The following is a 22641-nucleotide window of genomic DNA, read 5'->3' as shown; positions in this document are numbered from 1 at the left end:
TATTTTTATAATTTTTTTTATTTTTAATTAACAATCTATTATAATATATAATCACTAACCAATAACCACTAAACACTAACCACTAACCACTAACCACTAAACACTAACCACTAACCACTAACCACTAACCACTAACCACTAACCACTAACCACTATCCACTAACTCCATGCCGAATGAGATAGTAAAGAAGCCATAACTCTGACACCTCTTAGTTGGTTTGATAGGGGTAAATGTCCTCGAGGAGCAGTGAGCTTCCAAGTAAATTCGTTGGGGTATCGAGTCCAGTTATTGCCTTTTTTCCAACCAATTTTTTCCCAAAGATTATCCCAGTTTTTTCCCAAGCCCAGCCAGATTTCTCTTTGGACGGAAAATCCAAATTTTCCTTCTGAATGAACTACCCATAAGGAGTTTAATGTTTGTAAATCGGTGGCTGGAAAATTCTCGACTTCGGTAAAATACAGCCATTTTCTTTGTACTGCTTTGGGGCCTGCCAGTTCACACATTTTTTGTATAGTTATGCGATCGGCAGCTTGAAAATCCTGCTCTGCTAGCAGTTTCTGTATGGGGCTATAATCAATATTGCCATCTGATTTTAAGGGAACTATTCCTGAAGGAAAATTATTTTGTAAAAATTCTTTGGCTTTGGGTGAATCAGAGGTATAAAGCACTTGGTAAACTTTACCGTCTACCCAAGTTGCTGGATTGTTACGGCGTTCATATAAAAATTCCATTAAAACATCTAATCCCCCTTCTCCCAGGTTAGCAAGCTGTGGAATCACTTGCTGTTGGATTTGAAGAGACCCAGCGACTAAGGGTTGGCGGAGGGATTCGATGTTAGTAGCAGTGCCTGATACAATCATTGGGTCTGTCATGCAGTAATTACTCGTAAAATGCGATCGGTGAACAAGCTATAAGCTATCAATTTGTTTTATAGCGTACTGTTTTGAAAATAGGAACTCTGCTCACACAGTAGACGTGGAAAGTGTATAGGCGGTAAAATAGCAACGGTTTGGCAAATTCCAAGCAAGGCACGCCAAACACTCTAGGAATAGGGGAAGAAAATTCTCTGCGCCTCATCTAATAACGTTTTGTCTTGCTGAAGCCTCTGAACTGGATTCGGAGGTTGCTTACCAATTTACCAAATAAAGACGCAAAAAAATCTTCTCGCCTTCCAATCATCAGTTTCTCATTTTCGGGTTTAATATCCCAAGAGCACAGACGTTGCAGCATAGCCATCAGGAGCGTTGAATGTACGAGAAAATTACTGCACCTACAACGGGAGCAAAAATCACCTTCAAAAACGGTGAGCCTGTTGTTCCTGACAATCCAATTATCCCTTTTATTCAAGGTGATGGTACGGGAATAGATATTTGGCCTGCTGCTCAAAAGGTTCTTGACGCGGCTGTGGAAACAGCTTATAAGGGCAAGCGCAAGATTAGTTGGTTTAAGGTTTTTGCTGGGGATGAGGCTTGCGAAGTTTACGGAACTTACCAGTATTTGCCTCAGGATACCCTTACGGCAATTAAGGAATACGGTGTCGCAATTAAGGGACCTCTGACAACTCCTATTGGTGGTGGTATTCGTTCCCTGAATGTGGCATTACGTCAAATTTTTGACCTCTATGCCTGTGTACGCCCTTGCCGATACTACCCAGGAACTCCTTCTCCTCATAAAACTCCAGAAAAACTGGATGTGATTATTTATCGAGAAAATACGGAGGATATCTATTTGGGAATTGAGTGGCGTCAAGGAAGTGAAATTGGCGATCGCTTAATTTCTATCCTCAACAAAGAACTGATTCCTGCGACTCCAGAACACGGGAAAAAGCAAATTCCTTTGGATTCTGGAATAGGTATTAAACCTATTAGCAAAACTGGTTCCCAACGCCTGATAAGACGTGCGATCAAACACGCTTTGCTACTTCCACTGAACAAGCAAATGGTGACTCTGGTGCATAAAGGCAACATCATGAAGTACACCGAAGGGGCTTTCCGGGATTGGGGCTACGAATTGGCAGTCAGCGAATTTCGCCAGGAGTGCGTCACCGAACGGGAATCTTGGATTTTGAGTAACAAAGAGCAAAATCCCAATCTCTCTTTGGAAGATAATGCCCGAAAGATCGAACCTGGGTTTGATGCTTTAACTTCGGACAAGCAAGCCCAAATTGTTGAAGAAGTGAAAGCAGTTCTAGATTCAATTTGGGAAAGCCACGGGAATGGCAAGTGGAAAGATAAAGTCATGGTTAATGACCGCATTGCTGATAGTATTTTCCAACAAATCCAGACTAGACCCGATGAGTACTCCATTTTAGCGACTATGAACCTAAATGGAGATTACTTGTCTGATGCGGCTGCAGCGATCGTCGGCGGACTGGGTATGGGACCTGGGGCAAATATTGGCGATGAATGTGCTGTTTTTGAAGCAACCCACGGAACCGCACCCAAGCACGCTGGGTTGGATAGGGTGAACCCTGGTTCGGTAATTTTGTCCGGTGTGATGATGCTGGAGTACTTGGGTTGGCAAGAAGCAGCAGATTTGATTAAGAAAGGGTTGGGGGATGCGATCGCAAACCGTCAAGTTACATACGATTTGGCACGTTTGTTAGAACCACCCGTAGAACCTTTAAAATGTTCTGAATTTGCTCAAGCAATTATTCAGCATTTTGGGTAGTGGTTAGTGGTTAGTAGTTAGTGGTTGGTGGTAGGGTGAAAAATGCTATCCCTGTTAAGGTGGATAAAAACTTCAGGTGCTCGATAGCTATCTCACCTCTTACCTCTGTGTACTCTGCGCCTCTGCGGTTAAATAAATTACTTTTAAACCGCAGAGGCACAGAGAGCGCAGAGGAGGAAAGATGAGGAATTACCGCCTGAATCAAAATTTTATGACGAGAGAGTAGCGAATGAGGGGTCTCACCCCCCGACCATCTGTATCCGCATGAGTTGTCGGGGATCTTGTAGCCCCTCATTAAAGTACGGAAAATAACCCATAAAAGTTACGGTTTGATACACTATTTCATATGAAATTGTACATATATTAAAAGAGTCAGCTTTAGAGATAGAACTCTATACCGACTGTTAAACTTTGAAAGAGAGCATCAAGAAGCTAATGACTAAAACTGTAGATGCCAATTGGGAAAGTGTGAATGCCACTTCTGTAATCGGTGGTAATGGAAGTACCAAAACTTTAGAACAAACAATACTAGAAGCTATTGAGCAAGCTCGCACAACTTGTGAATTGAAAGGAAATAGTTCAACTGACTGCGCTGTAGCTTGGGATGTTGTTGAAGAGTTGCAAGCAGAGAAATCTCATAGGTTAGCAGCACATCGCAAAACGGCTTTAGAGCAATATTGCGATGAAAACCCAAATGCGATTGAATGTTTAATTTATGATGTCTAAATTTACAGGTGGCTATGTTAATAGTCACTCCCATTAAAGGTTCCGCCTGAATTGCTAAATATTCAGGCGGTTTTTCTTGTATAAGAGATAATTTATAAAGTAGGTTGGGTTGAGGAACGAAACCCAACATTTAATCGAATTATTGGGCGTCACTTTGCTCTACCCAACCTACACAATACATTTGACGATTTAAGATTTAATTCTGTTTATACAATTTCGAATATGAATGACTCCCTTTCCGCTCGAAGATTACCTATTTAAATGAACCACAAAGACGCAATGAGCAAGGGATTAAGAGGAAAAGCATATCGGTAATCTTATAGCGATAAGGGAGTAAAACACTGTGTATGATTTAATTAAACTCGATAAAAAGCAAATTAATTCCATTCATTATTACTGGAATTTTGTTGTCAAGTACGTTCAACTGTTGAAAACATTTATCTCTGTATTCTTCTTTATCAATGAAATTGTTGATAGCTTTAACTAGGGGCTTTTTCACTTCGTAGGTTTCTTCCGCTTTAGCAATTGCTCGTAAAGGAATTTCATTATTTACGCGCAATATTGCTAAATCAATCAAATCTCTCGATTGTGTGCTTGCATCGTTCCATCTATCGGCGTTAGCCATAAGCTTTGATGTGAAGCGATCGCTTATACTCAAGCTAGGAATATTATTAGCCCAATTTGGATAAACAGGGGGATCTAAGGTAAAACCTCCATTGACTACAATTTCTACTTTAATATTCGTTTCGTTGACGGTAACAGGAAAACGGATACCATATTGATTTATTGTACTTTCACCTAATTCAATATCTGTTATGCTTTGAAATAATGCAGTAATTCCTTCATCGTACAGCAATTTTCTTAAATATCTATAACTTTCAGTTCCGTAGGGTATGAGAAAATCAATATCTTTACTAAGCCTATATTCATCATATTCTAACGCCAAGAGGGTACCACCTGCGAAGTGTGCAGAAGCTTTTTTAAGAACTTCTGGATTGAAAGCATTAAGGATTTTCAGTATTTTATTATGATGTTCTATATGAAACATTTCTAAATCTGGCAATATCCAAGAATTGTATTTTTTGGCTAAATAATGAACAAAATCTTTTTCTTCTTCCTTTAAATTATTGAAAGTAGTTTGATGATACCAATTGCGTTGATACAATTGGATCATTTCTTTCTCTGTCAATTGATAGACATTATTTAGCTGCCAACCAACGGATTCTAGGAACGGTAGGTTTTGTGGATGAGGCATAGTAGCTAATTCTAAAAAAAACAGCACAATATGAAAATCGCAAATTACCCAAGAGGTCAAGATATGCCCTGCGCGGTTATACTCACTGCTATTCCTCTAGAGTATATGGCTGTTCGCGCTCATCTGACGAACCTTCAGGAAGAAATGCATCCCCAAGGAACCATTTACGAGCAAGGCATATTTGCTGGCAATGGTAAGGTTTGGCAAGTGGGTATTGTCGAGATTGGTGCGGGGAATTCTACAGCAGCAGTGGAGGCGGAACGAGCGATCGCTTACTTTAACCCCAATGTGATATTTTTTGTTGGAGTCGCGGTTGGTATTAAAGATGTTGCCCTCGGTGATGTCGTGGCTGCAACAAAGATATATAATTATAGCTTGGGTAAAATAAAGTTGGAATATGAACCCAAACTTGATGTGGGGCTTTCCACATATAATTTAATACATAGAGCTAGAGCGGAAGCAAGAAAAACTGACTGGCTGCAAAGGTTAAAATCTAGCACAAATACTTCTCCTCGTGTCTTCGTTGCGCCCATTGCCACCGGAGAAATGTCAAATTATGGCGATGCAGTAGCGGTAGAAATGGAGGGAAGAGGTTTACTGCAAGCGGCTTATGCAAATCACCAGGTATCAGCACTCATTGTTCGAGGCATTTCTAACCTGATTTTCCACGAAGCTGAAGCAGATGTGTCTTGTTTTCAGGAAATTGCCGCCCGTCATGCTAGTGCCTTTGCTTTTGAGATTTTGGCGAAACTAGATGTACAAACAAACATTACATCTTCACAACCAGTAGAGACTCAACGCGATCGCAGAAGTCTTCAATTGAGTCATAATGATTTTGAAAAATATCTAGGAAATATCAAAGTAGACATAAAAGAAGCAATAATAAAATTGTATAAAATTGAGCCGAGACTATTTTTAGTTATTATTAGCGGTGTTGGGTTTCCCATAGAAGAATTAAGAGATAATCAAAGTTTTAGAGTGACTGTACAAGAATTTATAGATAAATGTCAAGGACTGACAAGGATTAATTTATATCAAATTTTTAATGAATTATATAAGGAAAATCAAGGTGAGCCAGCCTTTAAAAAAGCTGTAACATTATTAGGCAATAATATTCTACCTGCTCCAAATGCAGGGTTAGATCAACCTTTTTCAACTACTGCTAAACCTGCGTTTGACTTGACTCAAGAGCGGACAACATATAAATGGTTACCTGTAGATATAAGTACAAAATTTGGACTAAATCGCGGAAGTTTTATTGGTATTATTGTTGGGGAAGAAAATGATGATGTATATAAAAATTTAATATCTGTTGAGCAATTCTTATTTGACACTAACAACAATCAATCTTCTCTAAAAATACCCACTCGTTGGTGGATAAGAATTGCTGTTAAATTAGATTCCAAGATACCTAAAAACCAGTCTCAGGTATGGGACGAAGCCTTAGTCTTAGAATCAAGCAATCAATTAGTAGAATATTTACAAAGTGAGGGATTACCAGATGCAATTATTCTAGGTATTTTTATAGAGGTCATTCAAGACTTAAATCAAACACTGAGCGAGCATCTACAAAATTGGTGTCATGCTTTAACGAATAAAATTTTTGATTCATCTAAAGTTTCTATTATTATTCATATTCATCATTCTGACAATATTTACCATCAGCAACAAAAGGTAATAAATTTAGTCGATCGCATAGCTCAAAAGTGCTTGCAAATTCCAATACACACATTGATTTTAAAGTCAGTATATATCCATCAATGCCAGCAACAAGGGCTGATAGAAAAGATCGGAAATAGTGTCACGAGCAATAGTCGGAAAGAAACAATGGAAGCGCTGAGACTGGCTTGCTCGCAACCAGACCCAATTATATCAGATATCCTAATGGATAGTTGGTTTGAAGCTAGTACACTCCGAAATGAGCATATACCAATAGGGAGAGAATTGAATGTATTTCTAGAAACTACTGTTAATAATTTAACATGGGCAATTTTGCGACAGTTCCCCAATCATCCAGAAAAAGTTAAAAATTTGATTGAAGGATTAAAGACAAGTTTACTAAAACCATATTTATATATATGTGATTTTTGCTTGGGAAAAGTAGAAGCTGAATCTTTTTTAGAGTCTGCAAAAGACGAACAAATTGCACTTGCGGTTCGCGCAGGAATTGAGATTGAATTACCGCTACTGTTAGAAAATTTCCAAAATATAGGACTTGATAGACCAATTATAGCTTGGGTACTGATGGCTGTTCCGCCTAGTATAAAATATATCAGCGAATTATTAACTTTTAACAAAGAACAGCGTGCGGTTTTTGGGTTGTGTACTCGGGAAGAACACGAGCAAATAAGTAGTGACAGTGAAATTCAAGAGCAGATCCTGGCTTGTCAGCGTTATACTATATGAGTAATACAAACTACATCAGCTAGGTAGAGGCGCTGAAAATGCTGACTGACTGGTATTTTTGCTGCTGTATTAAAGCTAGTCCTACAAGTACAAAAACATTTTTGGCGATTCTAGAAACACTAGAAAACACGGAAAGTGATGGACAAATTCTCTACTTAGCTTATGACGAGTTACGACGCACGGATATTTGGATGCAGGTGTATGCGCTACCACAAGTATTAAAGTCTCTCAAGCGCACGGATTTACCACAAGCTATCGAAGATGTCATAGTTAAACCATATTTTTATGACTTAATTGAAAACTTATCGGAAGAACTTTACGAAAAGTATCAAAAGTTAATAAATGCGGTGTTAGATGGTGCTGAAATCAGCTTCATCATCCGATCCTTAATAGAAGCTATACAAGCAACACCTAGAAAAGATAGCAGCGAAATTCGCACTCCGTATCTAGATTTGAAAGAATTTCTGTTAGAAACGCTGGTATTAGCGATCGTGGTGACTCAGTTAGAATATCAGCTCGATTTTGCAGGTGCTTTGGAAGCAGAAATAGGCAATGAAACTTCTGAAATTAAATCACTGCTTGAAGATAGTTTAGATTATAGATATGGACGTCTAGCATTTCGGCTTGCAATCCAAATTTACCAATTAACAGCGTTTGAACAGCCTGATGAGTTGCTGTCTCTAATCAAAGAAACTCCGTTTTCTGCGATCGCGTTAGAACCGGATCTGCTACAAAGTTTTGCTTTAGTTTGGTCAAGAGATATTTTAAGCGAACTTAATCAGGACAACAAACAAGCAGTTAAGAAAATTATCAATGAATCTATAGAACTCACTGAGCTACGTCGCCTGACAACAAAAAGGAAGCAAAAAAATACAAAAGAGTTTGACTCGGAAGAATTTTATGTTCCCCTACGCCGGATTGGGATTGAGCCAAACCAGTATTTGGGGAAAAATTTGCCCATTATATATTGGCAAAGCGTTTTATGGGAAGTAGCTTCACAACTTGATGCGATCGCATCTGCTGAAGAGCTAGGAAAGTTTTGGCTACCTCCGCAAGAAGTGCCAGAAAATCTTGAAATTTGGCGTTCCTATAAAAATGTTGCCGAAGATTGGAAAGGACAACTCAAATCTTTGCTAAGTGTGCGGGGTGAAAGAGTATCGATTTCAGCCAATCAAGGATATAATTTACCACTAGAAGATGAACATAAATGGCTGTTTGTTTCACCTTGGATTAGCATGAAACGAAGCGCACAGAATAAGCGGCGCTATCCAACTGCTGAAAAATCAGAAAATCTGATTCGTTTGATTGTTGCTTCATGTGTTTCGATCGGACTTTTGCAAACACCAGATAATCTTTACAGTCAGGAATTTAGTAAACTCATTGCTCATGCTTCAGATGTCATTGATAAAACTTATAATAAATTTCTCAATACCTATAATTATGAAAGCAATGACTCTCAGGAAAATACATTGCTAACTCTGCCTTTAACCGGACTAGTACTCTTTGGCAAACGACAGATTCAATTGGTGGGTACAGGACAATTAGAGTCCATATCTCCAGAAAGTTTTGTAGAAATTCTTCGCGAGCAGAATAATGCTGACGAAAGTCATATAGTTTCAGGTGATGAGAAAGAATTTTTAGAATCAGTGTTCCCAGAAGTGTTAATGTCCTGGATTGCTGATGGTTACACGAGTGCAATTGGAAAAAAAGCTTCTGGACGCTGGCTCAATTTAATCTCAGAGGTTTACAGTTATCACAAGCATGGCAAACATGAATTCCCTGTCAATCAAAAGGCTGCTTTAGTCATGCGTTTTCTGCATCCTCAAGAGTTCAGAGATTACGCAAAATTTGACTGGCGAAAACAAACAAATAGGAGCTGGAATATTCATCACCGATCGCTTTTACTAACCGAGCCAGATTTGCCTCCAGAAGAATGGCACAAACCAGACTGGGATGAAAATAATCTCAACCTATCGAGTCTTTTTATCAGAGCATCAGAACGGTTTGTCTCACTTATCAACTCATCTAATGACTTGATTGGATCGCCATTTCAACGATGGCGTGGTGAATGGCAAGATTGTCTAAATCAGTTGAGTAAAACAGAAAATTTGGATCGGTTTACTCGTCTGCGTCTGGTGGAACTGCTAGCTCATCCCCATCTCGATCTTTCACCCGTTGAGCAAAAAACTATTGTCTATATGCTGCTAGAGTATGGCTGCACATACGACTTGAAGCAGATGATTCAATATATTTATTTTACAGAAAACAGCGCTAATTCTATCAAGCTAAAAACAGAAACTAGGGAATTACAGGAAACTTTACTTCTGGCAATGCACAAGTTTCTGGAACAACATTCTCTAAGTTTAAGACAGGGACAAAATACCAGAAGCGCTCAAGATCCAATCGCTACTCGCATTAATTTGCAAAAAGTTGAACTCTTTCAAGCGGCATTGTCTAAAATCATTTATTATAGTTGGAAAGATAGAAACAAAAAATTGAGTCAAAAGTTGGCAATTATTCGCCAGCATTCCCTCAGCGAAAAATGTTTGAATACAAAGTTGAGAAAAAAAGAATTTGAGGTCGAACTACAGGGGACAAAGAAACAAATCATCCAATCTGATGAGAATAATCTAATTGGTGACTGGCTCATCAAAGCAGCAATTTACGACCCAAATAGATTTACAGCTACCCTCTTCTACGAAGATTTTGACTTAGCGGGAGCCGAAAATCTCTTTGAAGAATCTAAATCTAAAGTTCAAAACATCATAGAACGCAGCAGTAAGCCTTTCTGGGTGCTAGCTGTTCTGGTACAAGTAGAAGAGTTAGAGAACAACGAATATAGTTATACATTTAATTGCGGCTTTCCCTTTTATATCATTCATCAAGATACGGAAAAGTGGGATTTAGAGCCTAGTGACTACCTAACATTAAATATATGGAAACACCAAGAAAAACATCAATGGTGCTTGTATACAGAAGAGAAAAAAAAGCCAATACGCCGTTTAGAAACCCGATTGCAGGTGGGAGATATTCAGAAAAGAAAAATCAGCGACAGGTGGAAGAAATCTCTAGATTTTAAAGATTATCTCTGGTATGCTGACGTCTCCCGTGATTTCCAGGAATTAGCAAAAGAAAAAATAAGACCCATTTTTGCTCAGTATACAGATAAAGGTCAATGGATACCTCTGGATCGCGATCTAAATGACCTAATTTTAACTGCTTTCACAGATGCCAATACCAGTCATGTTGCTGTATTAACTTTTATTGAAGAAACTTTCGAATCATTTGGTGAAAAAGCTTGGCGTTTATTTCGACAACCAGGAGAAAACTATTTATTAACAAGGGATGCATTTGTTGCTGAAGATGCTCAGGCTATTGAGCAAGCGATTGGCGAATTAGATAATCCCCACAGTTTATTAATGGTTGTAGAGCCTGCGATCGTAGATGATGATATAGTCCGTCTGGCACTGGTAAAAACCTCAATTAAAAATGCCGAGCTAGAAAAGTTTTATCCTCAACTCAAATCGCCATTTGACGATCGCAATATTCAATGGCGACAGCTTTTCAGTGATAGTGATGAAAGCTATGTTGCACAAAAAGAGGGAAAACAATGGTATTACTACCTGCAACAAGATTTTGCTCCCGGTTATCCTCGCAAAGTACGTGTGGAATGGGAAGAAGATTGGCGAGTCAGACAATTAGAGATAGCTGAATTTATTCCGATTCCAGGACAGTGGAATTTGCGGGAAGCTTTTGTACGGGTAGAACATATACAATACAACGAAATCAAATTGTCACCGAGTAAATGGCAAGAATTTTTAAACAAATGGCTGTACATTCGACAGGGCGATCGCCTAACGATTCAACAAGCAATTACTGCTCTCAGTAATGAAGACAATGGCTTTGTCATCTGTCTAACGGAGGAAAATATCCGCGTCCGGGTTGAAGCAGAATCTCTGACAATGCAAAAAATTTCACCGGAGCAGCGACCTAAAATTGAAGAACCAAGAATTGGAGAAATCTTCAGCATCAGATTCGATGAAAAACCCCTAGATATTCAAGATATTAATATTAATGATATTCCGTCAGAAGTTAGGGCAAATAACTCTTGTAAAGGAATATTTATTCTTCTTCCCAAAAGAAACGAAGGAAGCTTATGTAAAATCCTCTGGAAAACAGACACTCAACCAATTCCCCAAGAAATCACCATCAGTAACTTAGAGCAATTAAGTCCGAGGTTGGGTAGTCAAATTATTGGAGAACAAACAGCTACAGGTTGGAAGTTCCTTATTCTCACACCACGTATCTCTGTAAGAGCGCTGTGGCAAAAAAAGGATTTATCTACCAAAAAACAAGAGCTATATTATCTTGGCATTCCTGATGGCGAAAACAAAGCGATCGCCGAATTAAAACCGGGACAATTTGTATTTTTGCTGCAAAATTATAAACAGGTTGGTCATTTAGCAATCGGTGATGGAATTAATTTCCGTCAGGGATTGCAGCGTGATTGTCACGTAAAAAATTCTTCTAAATTTCAAAATCAAAATTGGACAGAAAGAAGAATGTTATATCGACGCGCCGTACTGCAAATTGCCGACCAGCTTTTAATCGGTAATTGTAGTGCCAACACTCCCTACGGGAATTTAGCAATTAATCGCGTCCAGTTATATCTTTATATGAAACGTGATGGTTTGTTTGAATTACGCCGAGAATTTGAATTACAAGAAGTCAGGCAAAGAAAACAAACCTCAGCAAAACGCAGTGCAGAAATTTCTCATGAAGTTGCATTACAAAAATGGGAAGAATATTGTCATAAGCCTTGTGTCTTAGATGCAACTTTGCAAGCTGGCAATACCAAAGTAAAACTGGAAAATCTAAAAATTCCCACAAAAGAGAAAACAAGCTGGACAGATGTGGTATCTCTAGCAGCACATGAGGGAGTTTTTGTTATGGAAGGTAGGTATACTCGTGATGCCAAAGTATGGTTGTTCACAGAAAATAATCAGGAAATCACTGCATCCTTACGCCGAGTTCCTCATTGCACTCCTATAGAATTCCGCACAAAAATTCTGGGAGGTGTTAATTACGATGAAAGGTTTGAGTTAAAAGCCCTGAAACTGTATTATGTCGGTGCAGAAGATAGTGACAGAATCTATTTCAATCGCTACAGCGAAACACACCATCGTTTTGAATTTGGATATGGAAAAACGCTTCTCGTTCCAGAAAGTCAACTGCGATTTAATGGAAAAGAATTTAAAAGTACACAATTGTTAATCTGCCATGGTGACTTAATTACTCATCTGACTTTCCAGCAAGAAGAAAATCAGGATGAAACAAAAGATGCAACAGGATGCATTATTAATATTAACCGCGTGGATTTGCAATTTTCTCAAGGAAGAACGCTATTCTACCAAAGGTCAGAATATAAAATTGTCCATCTGCTGCATTTGAAAGTTTCAGGCGATCGCGTGACAATTGAATCTGTAGATGGATTTGATGAAACTACCATCAAAAAAACAAATCGCAGTTTTGAGCGAGTCAAAGCCAAACTAAAATTCAAAAATAACGAAAGCGAAGCACAATTGTCAAATCTTTTGCGCTCGGAGGATTCAGAAAAAAAATACGTAATTTTAGGGCGACTGGACGAGAAAAAATATAAAGAAAGTCGTGGCGAAGAAGTGTTATTTGAACCCGTTCGCTTGTCTTTTAACCCCCCGACTTCAGAAGAAAGCCCCCTAGAAAATCTCCAAGATAATGAGATGGTGTTTCTGCAAGCAGGTGAAATTACACAAACATACAACGACATGGGTTTAGAACTTAGCCCACCACAAGAATTAAGCACTAACAATATTGGCGAAGATATGCAGGAATCAATATTGTTACTGCGGCGCGAGTTTTCCATCAGACAAGATTTATTAGCTCGTTGCTATAAAACAGAACTCAGAGAAAAATCATTTCTAGAAGATATTTTACTGGTTCGTCTCAGTCGCGATCGCATCGGTCGAATAAATCCGTCTCTGATGGTTAACCCTCCATCTCGCAAAGCTTCAGTACTAGCTCATGAAGTTAATTCCGCAGGTTTGGCATTGGCTTCTGTGGTTGAATCTTCTCCCCAAAAAGGTGTGAAAATTGAACTAAAACCTGGTATCTTCGTTTATCTTGAATCCGAGCAAATTGAATCATTTCCAGATGAGTTAACACCAGGAACAAGTGTTCGTATCGAAATTGATAATATCACAAGCGACAAAAAATCCTATCGTTTCCGCATCACCCGTGCAGCTTTCGGAGATTTCCGTTACGTCCCCAAAGATGACATTCGCCCCGTGGTGGTTTTGCCAAAAGATAAATTATTTAAAGATAAAAACGTAGATGCTTGGATAGAAGGTAAAGTTTACGATAACCAATACTGGCAAGAGATTTGGGAGGGGTTTACAATTGGGAGTTTACCAAACATCGAAGCATCTCCAGCCAGTTACCATCCCCAAAGTAGTTATTCTTGGCAAAAACCGGGGGCAAAAGAGTTTGTCAAGTTGATGCAGACGTCCCATCCCAAAGTCGCTTGTCTGGGTAATGATGGGAAATACTATCGTATTGTTCCGTTAACCAGTCACTTTACTGTCGGTAGGCTGGAGGTTTCAGAAGATAGCTTGCTTGTCAAGTATGTACCTTTAGGTCAAAATGTCAATCCTTCAGACTGTAGCAATTTATCCTGGCTAGAACTCTCATTTGCTGATTCCTCAGTGCAAGAAATTATCCAAAGATGTAAAACAGAAAAATGGCGTTACCACGATAAATTTACTAGAACTTGGTCTGGGGATGGATTTGACCGCGAGCAACTGGGCGACCATAGCGTGCAAAAAGGTCCGCTGTTTTTTCAGAATTACTCAAATAGTTTGCGGCTGAGATATACACAAAGCGAGTTTCTGCGATTTGGTTTTCCAGTGGATGAACTCATTGCTGCTTTAGGGAAAAAACCAGGAAAACGCGCTACTTATACTGTAGCGGGGACTTCTGACAAGGGCGGTTTGTGGATTGAACTAGTACCAGGGCGGATTGTAGAGTTACCAGCCCAATTAGTTGTCTGGAAACAAGGAGTCACAGAAATATCTTTGGCAAATCTGCATTGGGAAGGTTTTGCACCGGGCGATTGCGTGGAACTCCAGGTCGTTGTTACCGATCCTGTAAAAATTGAAAAAGTAGCGCTTTTAAACTGGATTCCCGGACCGCGTAAAGCTTTTGGTTCTCGCAGTTGCTTTTTACCAGTAGTACGAGAGAAATGTAACGCTCGTGGAGCGATCGCTCTTGGTCGTGGTGAGTATACCCTAACACTTCCTCTTGCCGATTTTGACCCAACTTGGGAGATAGTCGAACTGACATCAGACAATCGTTTGTTACCTGTAAGTCAACCAAAATCAGGAGATGTCGTATTTTTAGGTCTCCATGCGGGCAATATAGTTGTATTGGGATGGGAAAATCTCCAACCTGTTGTTGATAAAAACGAAGCTGCTGCTTGGCAAAACCATCAGTTGACTGGCGATTTAGTTCGTCAAGATGAACAAGGATTTTCCATTATTTGGAATCGTATGAGAGAATTGCTTGCATCTTTAGGGGGTGCATTACCAGTCACAGTTGAGAGCTTTTCCCTAACGACCAATCAATTATTCTTTTCTGTGCGGGATTTGCGATCTGCTACTTGGATCTCTCCCCATCGAATCAGTATGGCACGTGTTGTTGGTATATTACCTGACAACTGTACTGTATTGCTACGACGCGGTGGTGGGTTAATCAAAATGAGAATTGACCTCCTTGTACCGGGTTTACCCGAATCACTGTTTGGTTATGTGGCAAAAGAACTTAAAAATCATCAGGTACTTATTGGCGTGCGTCGTACCAAGGACGAAAAAATTTTAGTGGGATGGAAGGATGAATCTGGAGATAAGATTTTAGTGCAACCCCTGTTCGCCGTTTCTGACGAGAATATTATCGAGTTGGATGAGCCGAAAATAGGTTTGATTTGCCGCTCTGTTGATGGAATGGCGCTCTACTGGCTACCTAGCACGCAAGTTGCATGGACAACAATAACTAAACCAGAACTTGAGAGTATCTTTGTGTCAGGAAGAGGTGCTTTCAAGGTCAAGATTGCCAAGAACAATCGTTATGTTTCTATCATTGAACTACCAGAAGTGAGCAATCAATTCCGCAACCTCAAAATTGGCGAAGAATTGACTGTTAAGGTAATTAGTAAAAGCAATGATAAGTCTGTGGGACGATATTTGGTAGAATCATTTACTACCAAGGTAATTTTAGAGTGCGAAACCTACGATAATGAGAATTTAAACACCAACGACCAAAACAAAGAAATCCTGGTAGAGGTTGTGCGCCGCATTTCCGGTAAGCAAAAATCCCTGACAGTTGTTCCTAGTGGAAAAAAACGCCAAGCTTTAGATTTACCCCAGTGGATGACAAAGGCTTTCCCCAAACCGGGCGAATACAGTCAGGAGTTTGCTAACTTCCTTCAATGGCGTCAAGCACCAAGTCACAAGCCTGTTTCCCATGAAGCCAGCAATCTAGATAAACTTCTCTGCTACGCCTACTACGATGCATATGAAGCACCACAATCGCAACAAGACCGATATCCTCGCTTTCAAGCAGCAGTAGCAAAATCATGGGTTAAAAAAAATTACTCCGAACCAGAAATTAATCTGACCTTTGGAATTATGGCTATCCTGCTACTTTATAAGAATGGCAATAGAAAGCAGAGTCAACAACTGGAGCGTTTGCGATTGAGGAAGGCGACAGAAGTAGAAAAATTTACTGCTGAATGTCAAGAACTAGCTTTTGACATGACCCAAAACATTGGTCGGCGATCGCTCCGCAGTCTGCACGTAGAAGTACTCTACCAAAACTGGGTGAGTATGAAAGATAACCGGGAACGGACTGACGATCTGTGGCAAAGACTCCAGCAAATTGACCGATACCTAAGCGATCGCGAAAACTTAGAAAAAATAATTGGGGCTATCAGACAATTGTGTGATGCTGTCAAATTGAGAAATGAAGATTCAATCAAGGACATTCTCCCAATTGCTGATGGACTATCAGCTGCATTAGGTGAAATATTAGTCTTTTCCACACTGGATGCTGATGCAGAAATTACCAAAGAACTGATTAATATTTACCACACCTTACCTCTGACTAAGTCATCCTTCAAACTACCACTGCTGCCATCCCACATCGACAAATTAAGTCAGATACTGAATCGGATTTCTGCTAATAAACTAGATATTACACTTTTAGAACCTTTAGAGGGTGCATATAGATCGCCTTCCCATTTGTACGAACCTGTTGATTTATTGTATTTGCTGAAACATACTGAAATTCCTCAGCCCGATACAGATATAGATGATGAAGAAACCAAGAAAATTTGGCAAAGAATAACTATTTTGCGTGAATTTAGTGCATACTGCCAAGATATTCAACCCAAGCTACAGAATTTACAAAATATTTTGGAACAGTTACGTTTGCAACAATAGTAAAATTTATGGAACAAAATCAATTGGTATCTGTTGAACAAAATCTTGCAGAATTGCAAAACCGTCTGCCACAAGATATTGCAGTTATGGATGGTTTAGCACTAGCTCTGAAAAAAATTGAAAATCTGTTGCCAGAAAATCAAAAAGTTAAGGAAGACCTAACTGACCTCCAAAATAACTTGAGAAATGAATTAAGTAATATAAGAAAAGAATTAGATAACAATTCTGAGAAAATACTGGCAGAAGCTCAAACAATACTGGCTCAAGGATTAGATGAAATAGAATCTAAGCTAGAAAGCGGATTTGACAACTTAAGAAGTCAGCAGCATCAAGCTGAAACAACAATTCAAAACGAATTAGTTACATTAAAAACTCAGTTAAATGATTGCCAAAATGAGCAGCAACAACTTCATTCAAAAGTGGTTTTATTGCAGGGTCAACTTAAAAATGTTATTTCTGAATTCAAGCATTTGCAAGGTTATAATACTCAGTTAGAAGAAAAATTTAATCAGCTACTAAGAGAATTTGCAGAAAGCAAAGAATTTAAAGAGACTAGATTTAGTCCTCAAAATCGGGAAAAACTTGAACCACAAGTGCAGCTTACAACAAGAGAAAGTACACCGCAAAAGGAAACAAAATGCAGACACGAGGGAAATTTACCAGGAGTCTTGTTCTGTAAACACTGCGGTCAGCCCATCGACGTTCTCAAACAAATCCGTCAGTATCAAGTCTTGCAGATACTAGCAGAAGAAGAAAATCGCAATACCTATATAGCTTGTGAAAAAACGGATGATATGAGTAATCCCTATAGGATTTTAGCTCTACAAGAAATGAGTATTGATATTGCTCAAATTAACCAATGTAGAGAAATCTGTATGCAAATGGGTCATACTTTTAAGAGTCTACTCTATCCGGGTATTCCAAAGTTTTTTGACCTGTTTGTGGAGGATAAGAACAAATACTTGGTTATGGAAAGACTCTTCGGTCAAAATTTAGAGCAACACATCTATCAACAAGAAGGAGTTCCATACCAACAGGTTATTAAATGGATGATTGAAGTATGTGAAACGTTGGACTATCTCCACAATCAACAACCTCCGATTATTCACGGTGATATTCAACCTCTTAATTTGCTAGTAAGAAAGTTGGACAATCGCATAGTTTTACAGAACTTTAGAGCCATAAATCAAATAGGTATGTCCCAAGGTAGTTTCCTGCATTTAGGAATTTATGCTGCTCCAGAGCAAAAAAAGGGTCAATCGCAGATCCAATCTGACATTTATGCCATTGGTGTAACTTTGATTTTTCTACTAACAAGAGAAAATCCGGAAAAGTTTTACGATCGCGGAGACAGGACAAACCAATTTTATCTTGAAGGTGTTCGTAATATCGCACCACAATTGCAGACAATTATATTACGGGCGACCCAATATCATCCTAGCGATCGCTACCAAACAGCAAAAGAACTTGCTCAAGCTTTAATTAAGCTGTCTCTCGTGTAATTCGTAAAGACTGTCATTTGTCATTGGTCAATTATCCAATCGGTTGAGCAGTTGTGGGGGGATACCTGCCATATCTCCGTATAAACGATGTTCTATACATTTAAATTATACATAAAAAATATTCCTCATCCCCAATGCCCAATTTAATGAAATTGATTTGTCCTGGTGATTTCTGTTTGCAACGTTTTTTCAATTTCCTCAAGAAGACTAAGTGTTTGTAGCAACTTTTGTTTTTGCTTTTGAACGGCTTGTAAATCTTCTTGTAGATAAGTACCATTTTTAATTGACGCACAGTAGGCTTGAAATTGTTTTGCCGTTATTGGTTTTCCTGAAATAGCACTACTATCAAGTTCATCTAAACGCTGCCATTTTTGGATATGTTCTGCATCAATGTGCTTGCTACCTGTTTCTGACATATAATCTCCTAATCAAATCGCTGGCGTCGCAATTGCTGGTTTTCTATAAATTCTGCTGCTGCTAGCTCGGTCAGTACCATTTCACTTGAACCATCTGGATTTTCAACAAACCCAACTTCTCAATAAAATGGTTTTGCTCTGACAAGTGATTGTGTTTTGATAATACCATTATATTCAAGTTCAATGCTTTCCCGAACAATTTCTTCCATTAATGATGTTGCTGCACCTTTACGTCCTTCTGGTTGTGGAATTTCAATTAAATTCCAAGGAGCATTGGTGATTGTGCCAAGATACAAATATCCGTACCCTTCCTCATATTGGTAAATATTACCTATTTCTTCTGTAATGATTGCACCAGCTTGCAATATACCATTAATATCGCGTACTCCTCGAAATACTAGAGGTTCGACAATAGCTCGCTGTCTTATTTCTCTTACTTTAGCTATGCCATCTCCAAACTTTGTATTACGTGTAACTTCAAAATTGCCACTATAAAATAAATCGACGTATTCTTGAATTTTTTCAATCCATGTTGTTAATTCTCTAATTACTAAACTGTCCGCATTTTTGACGTAACTAAATAAATTCACAACTGTAAGCCTCGCTTTCTTATATGACTGAAGTTGCAGGCTGTTTTATTTTACTTTAGTCCAGGCAATTTCCGATCGCGCACGACCTTAGTCATAGCATCGCGAGTAGCTTCAATTTTTCTACTAGCAAGAGAAAATCCGGAAAAGTTTTACGATCGCGGAGACAGGACAAACCAATTTCATCTTGAAGGTGTTCGTAATATCACACCACAATTGCAGGCGATCGTATTACAGGCGACCCAACTTCATCCTAGCGATCGCTACCAAACAGCAAAAGAACTTGCTCAAGCTTGTTGTCGTGGTGCTACTGATAAGAGCGATTTCAACCTCCGAAGCTAAATTTGCCAGCTGCTGATGGCGTTCATCTTCCTCATCTATTAAATTGCTGAGCGAACGCAAGAGTAGGACAAGGGCGTTCTCTTGAGTGTCGCTGCGACGTTTGTCAACTAAAAAGCCAATGACATTGTCCACCCTACTAGTGAGACTATCTGCTTGGGGTAAGTTGGAACGCCAAGGTCTGAGAGGTTCGTTGTTGAAGAAAACAGACCTGAGGTTGCGATCGCTTGCAAATTGTTCGCACTGTAAAAGCGCTTGACGCAATCGGTTGAGCAGTTGTGAGGGGATACCTGCCATGTCTCCGTCTAAACAATCGAGCAATATATTAAATTATACAGGGAAAATATCCCTCATCTCCAATACTTAATTCAATGACATTGATTTGTCCGGGCGATTTCTGTTTGCAACATCTAGAAAAATCTAGTATTCTTCCTGTTTGATTTCTGCTAATAACTCACCTTGACCCACTGCCCTACCGATAACATTTCCTAACAAACTCATGCCTAAATCAATTACAGATAGTTTACTAAGGTATCTATTACCTAAGCATTCCAAAATTCCTCTGCCATTGCTTCAATGGTTGTTTCTAAATTTGGTAAATAGTTTTCAATAACATCCCAAACAATATTGAGATCTATATTTAAGTACTCATGAGTTAATCGATTCCGAAAGCCTGCAATATTATTCCATTCTATTTCAGGGTATGCCTGTTTCCAATCACTTGGTAATTTTTGAACAGACTCGCACATTACCTGAACATTCCTTAAAACCGCATCTTGGGTTTTCATATCGTTAAAAAATACTTCTTTTCCTTCTTGCGTATATTTTTTAATTCTATTTATACAATCTCGAATGTGAATGAGATAAACTCGACTGTCTTTCATAATGGAATAGCCTCATTCAATACTTTTTCTTGAATCATATAATGTAAAGAATTAGCGGTAACTATATCAACCTGACGATTTAACAAAGTTTCTAAATCGTGAATGAGCCCTCCAGGAAACCAAGGCGTAATTTTATTCAAGTCATAATCAATCAAAAAATCGATATCACTGGTTTCTGTTTCTTCTCCTCTGGCTACACTACCAAAAACTCGGAGATTGTAAGCTCCATGTTCAGCTGCAATACGAATGATTTCTTCTCGCTTTTCTTTAAGTAGTTCTTTTAGTTTCATTTTTTCATCTTCTCTCTTAGATCTACACTTACTTTTTTACCGAACATTTAAGACTTATTGTGAAAACTATCTTACTCCTATCCCGCCTGATGGCTAATTATTTAAATGAACCATAAAGACTTTTAAGCTATTATGAATCAATTTATCATCTTTGTCTATTACCTCACAAGCCATTATCCTTTTTTCGGTTGAGATGACGAATCTGACTGATTTGACTTGCTACTCTCAGTAACTGAGTTTTCAATCAACTCCTTGCTTTCTGCAGCAGTCATGGGTGTACTGCGACCGCCCGCTGCTCTTAAACTGTCTAAATCTTCAATTGGTACCTGGAGGATAGCATCTAGAATTTTCGGACGGGTTTCGTACCAGAGGGCGATTGCATTTGAAATTTCTTCAACATCATCTGGGAGGTTTAGCAGCAATTCTAGTACATCAGTACAGTCTTCTGTAGTTAATAGCTCAGGTTGGTTTTTGATTACATAAATAAATGTCAGAATATTTTCTTCGTAAGGTGACATTTTAAACTCCTAATAACCAATAATAAAGAAGGATATTTAGTATAAAAGTTCCCGAAATAGGTGAATGCTATTCAGACAATAGTAAAGATGATGACGAAAAAAGATACAGTCAGTCTTTTGTTATGTATACAAAAGTCTGAGTCTGCTTTTCGGAAGATAAATGAGATATTTTTAACTACTGACCGATGGCGCAAAATGCCGCCCAGTAGAAAGGGTTTTTAAATGGTTGAGCATCATTTGCCAGTTCGTTCAATCTACGGCGTAGCTGGATCTTAGTTGTAGGGTTTAACAGATTCTCCTCTGTAACCCATTGGTCTAACTGTTTTTTCGTTACATTTCGCAGCCAGTTTTGGGCTTGCTGAAGTGCGAGTGTCACTGATAAATTTGCACTAAGATTTTGAGAAAACTTAATCATCAAAAATGCAGCCGATAAATCATCTACCGTCCACAAACTACTCACCACACTCACACTACCCGCATAGAGAAATCCACTAGGTAAACTGATATATTCATCACTCATATTGGTGAAGTCAACTAAGCCCGTTTCGCAAGCAGAGAGTACGACAAGACGGCATTGGTCTAGCTCAAAATTTCGTTCAAACAAATTACCCAACGTCAGGCATTTACTGAAATCTAAAAGATGATTTTTATCCACGCTTTCTGCTAAAATTAAGCAAGAATCTTGGGGAAAGTTAAGGTTAAATGAACCGTGGCAAGCAAAATGTAAAGAATTCGCCTCTCGTAGCTGTGACATTTGATGAAGCAGAGCAGCTTTGGTTGCTTGGTTTTTGCGTAATACTATGTGGGAAGAGAAAAAATTTAAAATGCTGTTTACTTCTATATCAGTGTAACTTAAGTCCCCTGTTGGGTTTTGGATAGCAAAGATAGATTGAAAAATTGAGCGTTGTCGCAATTGGACTTGTTGTAGCAACTGACAACTGGGAGCATAGCTGACGCCGTCAGGAAAAATATTGCACAAGAAATCGCCGTTAGCCAAAGGAAGTGCGTGTAGAGGAAATAGGTGGAGGACAGTATGGGGAATGAGAACAAGACGCGAACAGGTTGGTACTAGTTTGAGAATTTCATCTAATCGCAAAATAAGAGCGAGGCGACTGAGGCGAGGGGCTAGACTATTTTTCCAATCACTATTTTTCGGCTCGATTTTTGTTTGATTGTACGCTTTTAGATACTCGTTAACCCAATTTATAAAAGTATAACTTGCATCAGCTAGGTTAGATATCTTTAAGTGTTGGAGGCGATCGCGGGTGATAATGAATGTTTCAAAGCGTGTATCGGTAATGTACCACTCAATGACAGCAGTAGACTTATTCAAAGTTAGCTGAAATTCACCTAAGTTGAAGCCATAACCAACTCTTAGGTAGCGATTTTGCAAGTCATTTCGCTGCTGTCGCAACTGTTGGAGATGTTGGGCTAGGGCTGTTGGGTTTTCAGCTTCGCCATTCTGGAGTTGATTCTGACCGCTAGCTATTTCGTCTCGAAGTTTTTCTAGTTGAGTC

Annotated in this window: 14 protein-coding genes; 5 read left to right on the top strand and 9 right to left on the bottom strand. The window is 38.9% G+C overall.

All coding sequences use genetic code 11. The features are described 5' to 3' along the window. Positions 1–159: 159 nt before the first annotated feature. Positions 160–873 carry a GUN4 domain-containing protein gene (locus F7734_RS18130; RefSeq protein ID WP_155745992.1) on the bottom strand — a complete coding sequence of 238 codons (714 nt, stop codon included), beginning with the start codon at positions 871–873 and terminating at the stop codon, positions 160–162. Between the two features lie 376 nt (positions 874–1249). Between F7734_RS18130 and F7734_RS18125 the strand changes: the two genes are divergently transcribed. Then, positions 1250–2671, top strand: a complete 1422-nt coding sequence (locus F7734_RS18125; RefSeq protein WP_155745991.1) for an NADP-dependent isocitrate dehydrogenase — start codon at positions 1250–1252, stop codon at positions 2669–2671. 435 nt (positions 2672–3106) lie between these two features. Further along, entirely contained in the window at positions 3107–3397 is a 291-nt protein-coding gene (locus tag F7734_RS18120; protein WP_155745990.1) for a Calvin cycle protein CP12, read from the top strand. Between the two features lie 352 nt (positions 3398–3749). Here F7734_RS18120 and F7734_RS18115 read toward each other — a convergent pair whose 3' ends face one another. Next, complete coding sequence (locus F7734_RS18115; RefSeq protein WP_155745989.1) at positions 3750–4652, bottom strand: nucleotidyl transferase AbiEii/AbiGii toxin family protein; 903 nt, start codon at positions 4650–4652, stop codon at positions 3750–3752. Positions 4653–4682: 30 nt separating this feature from the next. Here F7734_RS18115 and F7734_RS18110 point away from each other — a divergent pair, with 30 nt between their 5' ends. The 3 genes from F7734_RS18110 to F7734_RS18100 are packed head-to-tail and all read left to right on the top strand — an operon-like array spanning position 4683 to position 18090. Next, positions 4683–7058, top strand: coding sequence for a 5'-methylthioadenosine/S-adenosylhomocysteine nucleosidase (locus F7734_RS18110; protein ID WP_243146946.1), 2376 nt, complete (start codon positions 4683–4685; stop codon positions 7056–7058). 38 nt (positions 7059–7096) lie between these two features. After that, positions 7097–16588: a hypothetical protein gene (locus F7734_RS18105; RefSeq protein ID WP_155745988.1), complete on the top strand. Its 9492-nt coding sequence runs from the start codon at positions 7097–7099 to the stop codon at positions 16586–16588. Positions 16589–16596: 8 nt separating this feature from the next. Then, on the top strand, positions 16597–18090 hold the full coding sequence (locus F7734_RS18100; RefSeq protein ID WP_155745987.1) for a serine/threonine-protein kinase: 1494 nt from the start codon (positions 16597–16599) through the stop codon (positions 18088–18090). A gap of 143 nt (positions 18091–18233) precedes the next feature. Here F7734_RS18100 and F7734_RS18095 read toward each other — a convergent pair whose 3' ends face one another. From F7734_RS18095 to F7734_RS18065, 7 genes are all read right to left on the bottom strand, one after another. Beyond that, on the bottom strand, positions 18234–18506 hold the full coding sequence (locus tag F7734_RS18095) for a hypothetical protein (protein WP_155745986.1): 273 nt from the start codon (positions 18504–18506) through the stop codon (positions 18234–18236). Positions 18507–18625: 119 nt separating this feature from the next. Further along, positions 18626–19096: a hypothetical protein gene (locus F7734_RS18090; protein WP_155745985.1), complete on the bottom strand. Its 471-nt coding sequence runs from the start codon at positions 19094–19096 to the stop codon at positions 18626–18628. Between the two features lie 228 nt (positions 19097–19324). Next, positions 19325–19729, bottom strand: coding sequence for a hypothetical protein (locus F7734_RS18085; RefSeq protein WP_155745984.1), 405 nt, complete (start codon positions 19727–19729; stop codon positions 19325–19327). A gap of 245 nt (positions 19730–19974) precedes the next feature. Beyond that, positions 19975–20316 (bottom strand): DUF86 domain-containing protein, encoded by a 342-nt coding sequence (locus F7734_RS18080; protein WP_155745983.1) that lies wholly within the window; start codon positions 20314–20316, stop codon positions 19975–19977. Further along, positions 20313–20606: a nucleotidyltransferase domain-containing protein gene (locus F7734_RS18075; RefSeq protein WP_155745982.1), complete on the bottom strand. Its 294-nt coding sequence runs from the start codon at positions 20604–20606 to the stop codon at positions 20313–20315. Before F7734_RS18075 ends, F7734_RS18080 begins: the two co-directional genes overlap by 4 nt. Before the next feature lie 173 nt (positions 20607–20779). Next, positions 20780–21124 carry a hypothetical protein gene (locus tag F7734_RS18070; RefSeq protein ID WP_155745981.1) on the bottom strand — a complete coding sequence of 115 codons (345 nt, stop codon included), beginning with the start codon at positions 21122–21124 and terminating at the stop codon, positions 20780–20782. A gap of 175 nt (positions 21125–21299) precedes the next feature. Beyond that, entirely contained in the window at positions 21300–22538 is a 1239-nt protein-coding gene (locus F7734_RS18065) for a CHAT domain-containing protein (protein WP_155745980.1), read from the bottom strand. Positions 22539–22641: the final 103 nt, after the last annotated feature.

This window comes from Scytonema sp. UIC 10036, from assembly GCF_009725235.1.
Note: the sequence above shows the minus strand (reverse complement) of the source record. Positions and strands in the feature narration are given on the sequence as shown.